At 43.5% G+C, this 12077-nt stretch carries 13 protein-coding genes; 4 read left to right on the forward strand and 9 right to left on the reverse strand.

The genetic code is table 11. The features are described 5' to 3' along the window. Window positions 1–49 precede the first annotated feature (49 nt). Genes CZ434_RS08160 through CZ434_RS08170 form a run of 3 tightly spaced genes read right to left on the reverse strand, consistent with a single transcriptional unit; the run spans window position 50 to window position 1350 of the window. Window positions 50–661, reverse strand: a complete 612-nt coding sequence (locus tag CZ434_RS08160; protein WP_077622673.1) for a hypothetical protein — start codon at window positions 659–661, stop codon at window positions 50–52. A gap of 15 nt (window positions 662–676) precedes the next feature. Continuing rightward, complete coding sequence (locus tag CZ434_RS08165) at window positions 677–979, reverse strand: hypothetical protein (RefSeq protein ID WP_143262122.1); 303 nt, start codon at window positions 977–979, stop codon at window positions 677–679. 29 nt (window positions 980–1008) lie between these two features. Continuing rightward, window positions 1009–1350 (reverse strand): VOC family protein, encoded by a 342-nt coding sequence (locus CZ434_RS08170; RefSeq protein WP_077625120.1) that lies wholly within the window; start codon window positions 1348–1350, stop codon window positions 1009–1011. Window positions 1351–1500: 150 nt separating this feature from the next. On the opposite strand from CZ434_RS08170, the gene CZ434_RS22055 reads away from it, so the two are divergent. Beyond that, the gene (locus tag CZ434_RS22055; protein ID WP_179107210.1) at window positions 1501–1662 is read left to right on the forward strand and encodes a hypothetical protein; all 162 of its coding nucleotides are present in this window, start codon (window positions 1501–1503) and stop codon (window positions 1660–1662) included. 124 nt (window positions 1663–1786) lie between these two features. Here the strand turns inward: CZ434_RS22055 and fdhD are convergent, their stop codons facing one another. From fdhD to CZ434_RS08195, 5 genes are all read right to left on the reverse strand, one after another. Next, the gene (gene fdhD / locus CZ434_RS08175) at window positions 1787–2587 is read right to left on the reverse strand and encodes a formate dehydrogenase accessory sulfurtransferase FdhD (protein ID WP_077622675.1); all 801 of its coding nucleotides are present in this window, start codon (window positions 2585–2587) and stop codon (window positions 1787–1789) included. A 21-nt stretch (window positions 2588–2608) separates the two neighbouring features. Further along, window positions 2609–4966 (reverse strand): FdhF/YdeP family oxidoreductase, encoded by a 2358-nt coding sequence (locus CZ434_RS08180; protein WP_077622676.1) that lies wholly within the window; start codon window positions 4964–4966, stop codon window positions 2609–2611. Between the two features lie 233 nt (window positions 4967–5199). Next, window positions 5200–5565: a Na-translocating system protein MpsC family protein gene (locus CZ434_RS08185; protein ID WP_077622677.1), complete on the reverse strand. Its 366-nt coding sequence runs from the start codon at window positions 5563–5565 to the stop codon at window positions 5200–5202. A gap of 55 nt (window positions 5566–5620) precedes the next feature. Then, entirely contained in the window at window positions 5621–6889 is a 1269-nt protein-coding gene (locus CZ434_RS08190; protein WP_077622678.1) for an L-lactate MFS transporter, read from the reverse strand. Between the two features lie 297 nt (window positions 6890–7186). Further along, complete coding sequence (locus CZ434_RS08195) at window positions 7187–8929, reverse strand: DEAD/DEAH box helicase (RefSeq protein ID WP_095742907.1); 1743 nt, start codon at window positions 8927–8929, stop codon at window positions 7187–7189. A gap of 346 nt (window positions 8930–9275) precedes the next feature. Here CZ434_RS08195 and hxlA point away from each other — a divergent pair, with 346 nt between their 5' ends. The 3 genes from hxlA to hxlR all read left to right on the forward strand — a co-directional run bounded on the left by hxlA (window position 9276) and on the right by hxlR (window position 11780). Next, window positions 9276–9905: a 3-hexulose-6-phosphate synthase gene (gene hxlA, locus CZ434_RS08200; RefSeq protein ID WP_077622679.1), complete on the forward strand. Its 630-nt coding sequence runs from the start codon at window positions 9276–9278 to the stop codon at window positions 9903–9905. A gap of 7 nt (window positions 9906–9912) precedes the next feature. Beyond that, window positions 9913–10470: a 6-phospho-3-hexuloisomerase gene (hxlB, locus tag CZ434_RS08205; RefSeq protein WP_077622680.1), complete on the forward strand. Its 558-nt coding sequence runs from the start codon at window positions 9913–9915 to the stop codon at window positions 10468–10470. A 944-nt stretch (window positions 10471–11414) separates the two neighbouring features. Next, the gene (hxlR, locus tag CZ434_RS08210) at window positions 11415–11780 is read left to right on the forward strand and encodes a transcriptional activator HxlR (RefSeq protein WP_077622681.1); all 366 of its coding nucleotides are present in this window, start codon (window positions 11415–11417) and stop codon (window positions 11778–11780) included. 46 nt (window positions 11781–11826) lie between these two features. Here hxlR and CZ434_RS22060 read toward each other — a convergent pair whose 3' ends face one another. After that, window positions 11827–11991, reverse strand: coding sequence for a hypothetical protein (locus CZ434_RS22060; protein WP_179107211.1), 165 nt, complete (start codon window positions 11989–11991; stop codon window positions 11827–11829). Window positions 11992–12077: the final 86 nt, after the last annotated feature.

The raw sequence follows: 12077 nt of genomic DNA on the forward strand, positions 1-12077 counted from the left end.
GCATGATTTTCAATAAAAATGATCTGATGTGCTGTTCATTACAGGATGATCATCCTGTCTGTTTATTCTCCACTTGCAGTTTCAACAGCAATAATCTTGAACTATCATCAATCATTTCCTGAACCGATTTTGAATCCTGTAAATCATAAGTTCTGATTGACTCAGAATTAGATTGAAAATAAAAGCCAAGTATGTATGTTTGGCCGATTTCTATGTCTAATTGGTCTTCACTTATGGCGTACCCCCAACTGCTTGCTGCATCCATTTTCAAAAAGCCGTCCATATCTCTCGGCTGCTGATGTGCACCCTGTGCGTACAAAAAGGACATGGATTCTTCTGATTGAGGGTTGATAAGACCAAACCCCATATGTCCCTGTTCTGTTTCATTAGGGCTTTCTCCATAATATAATTGATTTAAAGGATCGGGCATTTTCTCTCCATCCTTATATCCCTCCACCCAAATCCTGACCCAGCGTTTATCAGCTTGAGGCAAAGTGAAATCAAAATCCAGCAACAATCCCAGCCCTAAATCATCAAATGTACTCATATAGTCTGAATCCTCTATGGAGGAAATAGTAGCAGTATTATCCTTTTGATTCGAACAGCCAGCCGTCGTCAGAATACAGCATATTACTGTTAGCACAAATATTGGTCGCCTCAATCGTCTCCTCCTCATTTATACATAAAGAATGAAAGAAATAATGGCAAAAACAATGACGAAGACCGCCTTGCTGACCACGAATTCCATCTTTGTCAATCCAAGCTTCTTCTCTAAGAATCTCACATAAGAAATAACCATCAAAAAACCAAACAAAACCATCGCATATCCAAGACTATCGTTTATATATGAAGTGTATCTCATAGCAGCCAGTGCGACGAAAAGGAGGCCTGTATAGCCGACGGACATATAAAAATACAACGTCTTTTTTTCGTCAGTCATGTTTGTCCTCCTTCCAGTATCTACCATCAATCGTAACATATTCCCGTTTACCTGGGAGTAATAGATGCCTAACGCTTTTGAATCAACCCTATCCCATTACCAGTCGGATCGACCAAATATGCCAGATAAAAACCATCGAAATCCATTTTCTCCCTTACAACCATTGCTCCATTGTCCTTTGCCCTTGAAATAGCTTCCTCGATATCTTCCACTTCAATCTGGATCCTGGTTCCGTGCGGATAGTCGTAAGGACCTTTGGATATTCCCCCGTTAATACCTGTTCCTTCTGTCGATATTGCCCGGTAATCCCATTTTGGTTCCTCCACTTTCCATCCAAACACTTTTGAATAAAAGGCTACCGCTTTTTCCGGCTCCTGACTGCTAATTTCAAAACCTACAACTTTCCCCATATGCATCCCTCTTTCCATTTATTTACTCCTTTTATTAATACTACATCTCTTTCAGGTTACCTTCAAAATAAAGTGAATGTTTCGGCATTTATTAAATGAGTAAGTGGAAATCAAATTGGACAGGATAGGGGGTGAAAAGGAGGCAGGCAAATGACAGAGCAATCACGTGAATATAGAACAGGGCAAGGCGTGCCTAAGACAGGCAATTACTTATGCCAGTCCGGTGAGATGAGTACATTGAAAAAAGATGAAAGCTTCCCATCTTGCCCGGTTAGCGGCAAAGAAACATATTGGAAACACGAAGAACAGTAGAGCAATCAAAATTAATAGTAGATTAACCGGGGTGAAACTTGAGCGGAACCCAATTAAACAGGAGTAATTCTTCTAAAAAAATACAAGCCAACTTTCCCCCTCAAAGGAAAATTGGCTTGTTGTTTTAATCGGTTATTTCTTCGATTCTTTCCGGGTGTGTATAGACATTCAACCGGTTTCCTCTGATGAAGCCTACGGTGGTTATGCCCAAATCTTCAGCTAAATCCAAAGCAAGAGTCGTCGGTGCTGACTTGGATAGAATAATGCCGGCTCCAATTTTGGAAACTTTGAGAAGTACCTCGGATGATATCCGTCCGCTGAAGGCTATCACTTTGTCGGCCAGCGGAATCCGGTTATCCAGACAATATCCATATACCTTATCCAGCGCGTTGTGCCTGCCGATATCCGAGCGGGAAACAAGCAAGTTTTCCCTTGTGCAAAGCGCAGCATTATGAAGCCCTCCGGTTGAGTGGAAATCGGTCGAATCTTCCTGCATTGTTTTCATCAGGTCGATGCATTGGTCCACAGATATTTTGGTTTTCTTCATGATCGTTTTCGCTGTCTTGGCGTCATTTTGAAAATAGAACTGCCTGCTCTTTCCGCAGCACGATCCGATGAACCGTTTGGAATGGGAATCGGTATTCAAACTTTGTTTGTTCTTCAACTCCACATAGGCAAACCCGCGGTCTTCATCTATTGTGAACGAGTCTATTTCATCCAGAAACCGGATGATTCCTTCTGAGGCAAGAAAGCCTTTGATCAGTTCTTCCAGATAAGTCGGGGTGCACACCATGGTGGCAAACTCTTCCCCATTGACAAAGATGGTCAATGGGAATTCATTGGCTATGTCATCGTCGACTTCCAGTATAGACTTTCCATCGTATCTTATGATTCGCTTATTTTTCATCACGGAATTGTCTTTCATTTTGCAACGCCTCTTTTTGTGTTAACTGATTTCTGTCTCAAGATCGGCAACAGGCTTCTCGAGGTAATCTGTATCCTTGCGGGCGTTAAACCGTTCGGCTTTTTCTACCTTTACAGCCACACTATATTGCGGGATACCGGATGGTCCGTCGTAAATCCCTTTTGGAATCAGGAAATTGCCTTCAGGGAAATGAAGACCGATGTTGCCCTGTGCCATTTCGGCAAATCTGGCCTTTCCTTGGAAAACGCCGAATTGATTGTAAACTACTATTCCTTCACCTTCCAGGATATTGAGGTTATGCGCGTCCTGTTCGTTAATAATTACATCGTAGCGGCCAGCACCGTTAAATGGATCGGTTTCCTTGTAAACCATGGAATTGAATTGCTTGCCACGCCTGGTAGTTACATAGAAAGTCCCTTCCGGCTTATTCAATTGCGGAATATCGACGGGAATTAGGTTTCCTTTTCCATCAGGAGTCGGACAAACTCCGCCTTCACACAGCCAGGCGCCGCCCCATTGGAAAACATCCCCCTGCTTTTTCAGGTGTTGAATCCCGTCATAGTTTGGATTCGCCTTGGCAATTTCATCACGGATTTCCTGGCCTGTTTCAAATTTCACCAAATGGGCCGATTCCGGTTTTACTCGCTTGGCCAAATCCACGTAAATTTTCCATTCAGAACGCGCCTCTTCAATTTCATTTTTGTTGCCATCAATTTTCGGCGAAAAATAAACCATTCGTTCTGTGGAAGTAGACGTACCGCCTCCGTCTTGTTCATAACGCGTTTTAGCGGGTAGAACAATAACTGCTTCCTTCGCGTCCACGAGTGTTGAGGTGTTGAATATGATATCCTGATGCACCCTGATGTCAAGCTCTGACAGGGCTTTTTCGATAAATTCCGGATTCGGCATCGTCTCGAGGAAGTTGCCGCCGCTCATATAATATAATTTCAGCTTTCTTTCATTATCATCCGGCAAAGCAGCATTTTCAAGTGATACGCCGACAATGTCTCCTTGCCAGTCAGGAAGGTCGAATCCCCAAAGTTCTTCGATGCGTTCGACATTTTCTTCATCCCAGCCGCCGCCAGGCAGTACGAAAGGGTCGGCTCCCATCTCGCCGCTGCCTTGAACACTTGAGTGGCCACGGAATGGCATCAGTCCGTTATACTTTCTGCCCAGATGGCCGCGCAGCAATGCAAGATTGGCAACTTGAGAAATATTGTCTGTAGCGAATGAGTGCATAGTCAACCCCAACGCCCATGCATACACTGCATTTTTACTGTTGGCGAGGAGTTCAGACAATTCGATGATCCGTTGTTTGGAAATGCCGGACGACTCGACAATCTGTTCCCATGTTTTCTCGCCGACTTTCCTCTTTAATTCCTCATAGCCGTTGACATGCTCTTCGACAAATTCATGATTGATCGCAGATCCTTTCTCCCTGTCCTCCATCTCGAACCAATACTTCATAATTCCGTCCATGAAGGCGATGTCTCCGCCGATGTTCACTTGATAAAAATCGTCCGCCACTTTCGTTCCGAATAAGGCAGATTCCGCATTGGACGGAATCCAGTACTTGTCCATCGCAGGTTCCCTGTGTGGATTGATAACGATGATTTTCGTACCCTTTTTCTTGGCAGCAAGCATGTATTTAGTCGAGACAGGCGAACTGTTTGAAGCAACGCTGCCCCAGAACAGCAAGACATCGGAACCGATCCAATCCTGATAATTGGCACTGGAAGCCCCGATTCCAACAGACCGTTTCAATGCTGTCTTTGAAGGAGAGTGACAAATACGTGACGCATTGTCGATATGGTTTGTCCCGAGAAAACGCGCTGTTTTTGCCGCTACATAATATGATTCATTCGTAATTCCTCTGGATGTCAGATAGAATCCGTATTGTTTGGGATCAAGCTTTTTCATTTTTTCCGCAATCATGTCCATCGCTTCATCCCAGCTGATCCTGGAAAACTTCTTCTCACCCGGCTTGCGGATCAATGGATACGGAATCCGTCCCAATTGCCGCAGCTCTGCACTGCTGTACTTACGAAGTTCATCGATATCTGCATGGACAACCTCTTCCTTCATGGCAGGCACAGTATTCAACCGGAGCACGTTCAATCTGGTCGTACAAAGATGCGGCCCTTTCAATGTTTGATCTTGAAGCCCGCTCACACCCAGTGCACATCCGTCGCAAACACCTTTTGTTATGATGTTTTTAGCATAATTCAAATTATCCTTGTTTTCCCAAATCACTTTCATCGTATCGCGGATATGTTTCGGTTTTACCTTTCCCAAACCAAATGGAACTGGACTCACCCAATGTTCCGGCGCCGGAGTCTTCGGCATTTTTTGTGGACCTGAATGTTGTGTTTTTCCCATTTCTCTCACCCTTATCAGTCTATTAATATTAACTATGTAAATATGCTTCCTGCACAGGGACGGGCCTTCAGAGCAGGAAGGGATGTGACCGCTATTTCACATTTGTGAATTTCTGCTCTAAAAACACAAAAACCACCGAAAAGCCTGAAGTGCAAAATCACTCTCAAACCCACGGTGGTTAGTCTTTAACAGGAACGCTGCCAAGTGCCAACACGTTTTTGTATTTTTATCCATTATGATTCTTTACTGAATTTGTCTTCCAATTGCTGATCAAAGACGAAGATGGACATCCCTTTGTCTTTTTCGATATCAATATCGACGAACAACTCCAGGAAATTCGCACCAAGCAGTTCTTCCATTTCTACCGGATGGTTTTTCTGGTACATGTCTTTCACCATTTCTGTCCGTGCAGAACGAAGCATCTGTTTCCCTTCGTCATAACCGGCAATGAACTTCTCTACTGGCGACAAATTACCCTGCATCTCGCAAATCGCCCAGTTTTTGCAAAAGGTCGTTTGGATCTGACTAGGGCCTTTCCCCATGTGGCGCTTCCGGTATGCTCGTACAAGGTTGCTGAATTCTGCTTCATACTTGTTCATGTTAAACAACTCTTTTCACTAATAGCTGGCAATAAATACCCTAAAACAAAACCGGCTAATTTGCAACCACTTTTGATTTCGTATTTGCTGTTTTTCCTTCGAGCCGGCGGATATCCAAACGGATCAAGACAGATATCACCAGGGCGACCGCAAACAAAGCCGCAAAGAATGTCAGGCTGTTCGCATAGCTTCCTGTCGTATCTCTTATCCATGCAGCAAACAATGGACCAGCGAGCCCCGCAGCTGCCCATGCTGTCAAAATGTAGCCGTGGATTGCCCCCAATTGTTTCGTTCCGAATAAATCCCCGATATAAGCTGGAATCGAGGCGAAACCTCCTCCATAACAAGTATAAATAATAGCAAGCATTACTTGAAATAAAATGACCGATGAAATATTCGGCAAAAAGAAGAACAAGAATAGTTGCAAAACGAAAAAGGTTGTATAAGTGTTTGTTCGGCCAATGTAGTCGGAAACAGAAGCCCAGCCGATCCTTCCAAGGCCATTAAATATACCGAGTACTCCGACAAGTGCAGCTGCTTCTGTTGTACTGAGTCCGATACTGTCTTGTGCCAGCGGTTTTGCCGCAGACAAAATGGCTATACCACAAGTGACGTTAATGAACAACATCAGCCACATGTAATAAAAGCGTTTTGTTTTTACTGCCTGATTGGCAGTTAATTGTGCAAGATCCTTTTTGACAGCTTTTTCTCCTTTGTCCACTTTCTCTTGATAGCCGGCCGGCAACCAACCTTCCTCTGGTTTTTCCAAATACAAAGAAGACAAGAACATGACGACGAAATAGGCTATACCAAGAATGTAAAAAGTGTTGGCGACTCCGACCGACTTGATCAGCGCATCCATGATCGGACTACTGATAGTAGCTGCAAAACCAAATCCCATGATCGCTAGACCTGTAGCAAGACCGCGGCGGTCCGGAAACCATTTGACCAAAGTCGACACAGGAGCTATGTAACCAACACCGAGACCGATTCCACCTAGTGCTCCGTAAAATAAATACAATAATGGTAATGATCCAAAATTGACAGCTAGTCCTGCACCGGCAACACCGACTCCAAAGAATGTCGCCGCAACCAGACCGGAAGTTCTTGGTCCGTATTTTTCCACGAAATGCCCCATAAAAGCTGCCGACAATCCCAAAAACAATATGGCGATACTAAATGTCATCTGAACCTGGCTTGCAGACCATCCGAACTGCTCCATCAACGGGTTTGTAAAGTTGCTCCAGGCATAAACAGAACCGATCGAAATATGGATTCCGACTGCCGACAGAGCGATTAACCAACGATTTTTGTGTTTGTTCATTTTACCCTTCCTCCTTTGAAATAAAAAATACCGTTACATTCATTCACAGCAAAAAAGCTGTTAAAGACGCAACGGTAGTCCGATTTTCAGGGTCGCTGAAATGAAACCACTAATTCTTTAAAGCGCTTTCAATAAGAGCCGGCTTAATAAGACACAGGTACGCTGTCCCTCCATCAAACCATCCTTTTTGAAAAAGTTCACAAAATATTCACTTTTCTAAATAGTAATCGATTCCATTTAAACAGTCAAGCTAAAATATGTCGGAAATTATCAAAACAGGAACGGAAATAACCGTGACTAGACACCGGCCAGTTCCGCTCTGTCTTCTTCTTTCTCCCAAAAGCCGCTGAACCTTGCATATGCCAGCGGTTTGCCGAGACGAAGCAAGTTATCGGCAAAATCAATTATGGTACAAAACTCTGTTCCTCCGAACTTCGGCCCTCTCAATCCTCTTCCAACTATCTGTTCATACAACACGACGCTTGTTGTAGGTCGGCAAATTACGATATATTCTGTCTTCGGGGCATCAAAACCTGTTGTCAACACGCCATAGTTAAACAGAAACTCGATTTCGCCGCGCTTGAATGCGTCGATATATACTCTCCTTTGGCTTTTTGGAGTATGAGAAGAAATGGCCGCTGATGAACGGCCGGATGCATTCATTGCTCCTGATAGAAACTCGGCATGTTCAACCGTGCACGCATAAACGAGTGTTTGCGAATTATCTGGTATCTCTGTCAGGCGCTTGATAATCTGATAGTTGCGGTATTCATCGTTTGCTAGAACATGCAGCAGTTCTGCGTTGATTTTATCCTCATCGGCTTCCACCTTTTGTTCGTCCACTTCGAAAGAACGACCAGAATCATAAATGATGTGCTTCGGTTTAGCTAAATAGCCCTGTTCTCGAAAATATGACAGAGGGTTTTGATGGAAGGCCGGATATTCTTCGAACCTGGGCTGCACCAGATATGCCTGGAATTTATCGACGAGTTTGGTCGTTTCGCCATCGCTTCTTCCTGGAGTGGCGGTCAGCCCGCAAATCGGAAATAAGGCTGGACCGCAAATATCTTCCGCTTTTTCAAGCAGCAGGTTGTACATCGGCGCAACTGCATGATGTGCTTCATCAATAATCATCGCCCCGCAGTTTTGCAGGATTTCTTTTAATACCGGGTCATCATTTTTCACTCTGGCATACAATTGTTGAATACTTGCAACAACCGCGCCGCCGATCAGCTGTTCTTCCCCGACGTCTTTCCCACCGAAATAACGGTAAATCCTAAGTGATTCAGGATATTCTTTTTCCTGCCACATGTCAGACATACAAGAGATCGCCTGTTCACAAAGTTCTTCGTTTTGGGCAACCCAAATCAAGTACTTGCCTTGAGAAAATCCGGCATGCATCCACTCGATGTAGCTTTCCACCGCTACCCTTGTCTTCCCTCCACCTGTCGGCAATGTTACAACACATCTGGTGTGGTCTCCTTCCATGTTCAGCACATCCAGCATCTCGTTTTTCAACTGCTGTTGGAAGTCGGCAAGCGGAGGTACGGATTTACGTGCCTCGATATCGATTACGGGCTCGCCCCCTGACTGCTTGGGTAAGCTTACCCCCGAGAAAACAATCGGAAAGCCCAGCGTCCGGATGAAATCTCTTGGCCAAGTCCCACCTAACATCCACTTCTTTGTCACCAAAGGTGTCAACATATAAGTCGGAGAGGTAATGCTTTTCCGGGGAGAAGGGTTCCGTTCATACAAAGCGATCAAATCTGCTTGTGGGAGTTGTTTCAATAAATGTTTTTTTAGTTCTCTGATGCCTTCATCCGAGCCAGAAAAGAATTCTGCACCCTTTTCCCTGATTAAAATCGCCAGTAATTTTTTTGCATCCAGAGATTCTTTTCCTAACGACTGTAGTAACTGATTCAACCGTGTGAAGCTTGCCTTCCCGAACATTTTACGGATTGTTCTGGCAGGCACTTTATATTTATTCCATAGCAAATCCAGGCATTGCTGGATATCTCTTTCTGTAGGAAATGCATTCATGATGTGGTGGTCCTCCTGGTGCGTCACTTCTAAAAGGTTCTAGGTAAAAACATACCGTCCAATTATAATAATTTTTCCGGAAAATTGCACGCCTTATCCCTCTCTTCATAGTTTCCTGCCTGGTATAAAACGCAAGAAAAGGATCATTCATTTATGATTCCAATATTAACAAAGTATATAGAAAAAAATAAACATCATACTAAGCGTTGGTTTATCGAAAAAGTACATGTTCCTCTTTTGACAGTATACTCCGTGTAACTATGTTATTTAAAAGTGCGTACTTTTTTTTCTGCTTTTCCCGCTCTAAAATAAACTTTGTACTTTCAATCAGAAAAGGAGAGTTAACATGCAATTACAATTAGCATTAGATCTTGTAAACATAGAAGAAGCAAAAGAGGTAGTGAAAGAAGTTGAACAACACATTGATATAGTGGAAATCGGCACTCCTGTTGTCATCAATGAAGGGCTGCGTGCTGTCAAAGAAATCAAAGAAGCCTTCCCTTCTTTACAAGTTTTGGCAGACCTTAAAATCATGGATGCTGGAGCTTATGAAGTGATGAAAGCTTCGGAGGCCGGAGCGGATATCATCACTGTGCTTGGCGCTACCGATGACGCCACCATTAAAGGAGCAGTGGACGAAGCCCGTAAACAAGGCAATAAAATCCTCGTAGATATGATCAATGTACAAGATATTGAAAAACGTGCTAAAGAAGTCGATCAGCTTGGAGTGGACTTCATTTGTGTGCACACAGGATATGATTTGCAAGCTGAAGGGGAAAATTCCTTTGCCCAATTGCAAATCATTAAAAATGTCGTCAAAAATGCCAAGACAGCAGTCGCAGGCGGAATCAAACTGGACACATTGTCTGAAGTAGTAAATGCAGATCCTGATTTGGTAATCGTCGGTGGCGGTATCACCGGCGTGGAGGATAAATCAGGGGTGGCAGCCCAAATGAGAAACATGATTAACGGGTAAGTTTTCTATGCAGACTACAGAATATCTGAAAACCATCATCAATGAACTGGATATGGGAGCATCTATCCTTTCAGAACAGGAAGCAGAACAATTGGTGGAAGATATCCTTTCCGCTGAAAAGGTTTTTGTAGCAGGCGGCGGCCGTTCCGGATTTGCGGCAAAGTCATTTGCGATGCGAATGATCCATGTCGGGCTCGACGCTTATGTTGTCGGAGAAACGGTGACGCCAAACTATGAGGACAGCGATCTTTTGATTATTTGTTCTGGTTCAGGAGAGACGAAGGGATTGGTTTCAATCGCTGAAAAAGCGAAAAATATCGGTGGGAAGATTGTCAGTGTGACGACTTCTCCTGATTCAACGATTGCTGGTCTTGCGGATAGTGTTATTCAAATGCCAGGTTCGCCCAAAGATCAATCGAACAATACGTACCAAACCATTCAACCAATGGGCTCTTTGTTTGAACAGACTTTGTTGTTGTTCTTCGACGCCGTGATCCTTCGTTTCATGGAGCGAAAAGGCCTCGATTCCCATAAAATGTATGGACGACACGCCAATCTTGAATAAGATCCCCCGAAGTGGAGACTGAAAACAGTCTCCACTTTTTTGTAAACATCAATTCCTGACAATTGCTATTACACAAAAACCATAAACTGCGACATAACTGGCTTCACTAAACGTGACTTCCTCCATCCTTTTCGGATTGAGTGATGGTCCAGCGCTGCGGAAAAAAACTCGCTTTCCGGGGTCTTCGGAAGCTGCTCTTCCCCCAGGACTTTGAAAAGACATTCATGCATTTACACCGCACGCAGAAAATCGAACTTTATTTTCAAGGAGTGTCGCATTTTTCCTCCGCTTTAGATAGATATCTGATCAAGTGATAAGTGGTTCTAAGTTATGTCTAACATAGGGTATTCCTAACCAAAATACATAAAGCTTCTAACAGCGTAGGAAGAACACGCAGAATCCTTGAAAATACAAATCGATTTTCTTCGTGCGATGTCTTGCTGTCGAAGCTTTCCTTATCCTGTGGGAACAGCGTAAGGTCTTCGATGGGGCGAGGAATCGCAGTCCCACGAGTCCGATACCCCGCGTGATGGGTCTGCGTCTTCCAGTTAAGCTTCAGAGCAAATTCCTCGACCCATGGTTTTCGGTGGGACGAGGAATCGCAGTCCCAAAGGGAGCAAGGAAGCTTATTCAAGTAGTCACCTGGCTGAGGCCGTGCCCATGGAAAGCGAAGTGTTCTGTCGCAGCGGGTATATCAACTTCACTATCATCAGAACAAGAGGAAGCTTCCCTTGAATGAATTTTCACTATGTCGCAGTTTGCCTCAACTGTAATATTCTTACACTCTATTTCGGTGGGACATATGCACTGACCAAGTAGCTGTAAGATTTTTGTATAAACAAATTTCTTGTGTTTCTTTTTCAGCTTAATATAATATTTAACATAATCAGAAACATTGCTTTTGATTTGGTGAAGATGCGCAATTTATTGTGGAGGGCTTTATGATGGGAAGAATAGATGCAAAAACATTCAACTGCGAAAAAGAATTAACCCTGCATATCATCGGCGGTAAATGGAAAATGCTGATTATGTGGCATCTTGGCAAGTCGGGAACAAAACGGTTCGGCGAACTAAAATCCCTGATCCCCGACATAACGCAAAGAATGCTGACAAACCAATTACGGGAACTGGAGGAAGATAAAATTATCCACCGTGAAGTTTATCCCGTTGTACCTCCAAAGGTCGAATATTCCCTGACAGAACACGGCGAGAGCCTCATGCCGATTCTTGACGCCATGTATGACTGGGGCCGAAACTATATGAATACCGTAACCAAGGACCATATTGAAATAAAAGAATCCTATATATAGCCAGGAAAAGACTCCATTTACCGGGTCTTTTCTTTTTTATTATGTATTATAATCTGGTAAAGTCCTTTTCTTCATCAATCTTCTCTTTCACTTCTTTCCTCCATGATTCCAGACGGTTAATTTTTCTAACAGTCAACAAAGACAATAGAGTTAGCATGATATATTTAACCTGATCAGCCTGGCTGTTCTGCTCAATGATTCTATTGTGCATATAAATCCCTCCTCTGTTACTTGTATCATACTGGTATTCCAAGTATTTTAAAAGACCGTATCATTAAATGAATAGATATAAAGAAA

This window comes from Sediminibacillus massiliensis (assembly GCF_900156915.1).
GTDB lineage: Bacteria > Bacillota > Bacilli > Bacillales > Amphibacillaceae > Sediminibacillus_A > Sediminibacillus_A massiliensis.

Bases quoted from the DNA above. Each gene is read 5' to 3' on its own strand.
- CZ434_RS22055 (WP_179107210.1), top strand. From the start codon at position 1,501: ATGACAGAGCAATCACGTGAATATAGAACAGGGCAAGGCGTGCCTAAG.
- CZ434_RS08185 (WP_077622677.1), bottom strand. From the start codon at position 5,565: ATGAACAAGTATGAAGCAGAATTCAGCAACCTTGTACGAGCATACCGG.
- fdhD (WP_077622675.1), bottom strand. From the start codon at position 2,587: ATGAAAGACAATTCCGTGATGAAAAATAAGCGAATCATAAGATACGAT.
- CZ434_RS08190 (WP_077622678.1), bottom strand. From the start codon at position 6,889: ATGAACAAACACAAAAATCGTTGGTTAATCGCTCTGTCGGCAGTCGGA.
- CZ434_RS22060 (WP_179107211.1), bottom strand. From the start codon at position 11,991: ATGCACAATAGAATCATTGAGCAGAACAGCCAGGCTGATCAGGTTAAA.
- CZ434_RS08180 (WP_077622676.1), bottom strand. From the start codon at position 4,966: ATGGGAAAAACACAACATTCAGGTCCACAAAAAATGCCGAAGACTCCG.
- hxlB (WP_077622680.1), top strand. From the start codon at position 9,913: ATGCAGACTACAGAATATCTGAAAACCATCATCAATGAACTGGATATG.
- CZ434_RS08165 (WP_143262122.1), bottom strand. From the start codon at position 979: ATGTTACGATTGATGGTAGATACTGGAAGGAGGACAAACATGACTGAC.
- hxlA (WP_077622679.1), top strand. From the start codon at position 9,276: ATGCAATTACAATTAGCATTAGATCTTGTAAACATAGAAGAAGCAAAA.
- hxlR (WP_077622681.1), top strand. From the start codon at position 11,415: ATGGGAAGAATAGATGCAAAAACATTCAACTGCGAAAAAGAATTAACC.
- CZ434_RS08170 (WP_077625120.1), bottom strand. From the start codon at position 1,350: ATGGGGAAAGTTGTAGGTTTTGAAATTAGCAGTCAGGAGCCGGAAAAA.
- CZ434_RS08195 (WP_095742907.1), bottom strand. From the start codon at position 8,929: ATGAATGCATTTCCTACAGAAAGAGATATCCAGCAATGCCTGGATTTG.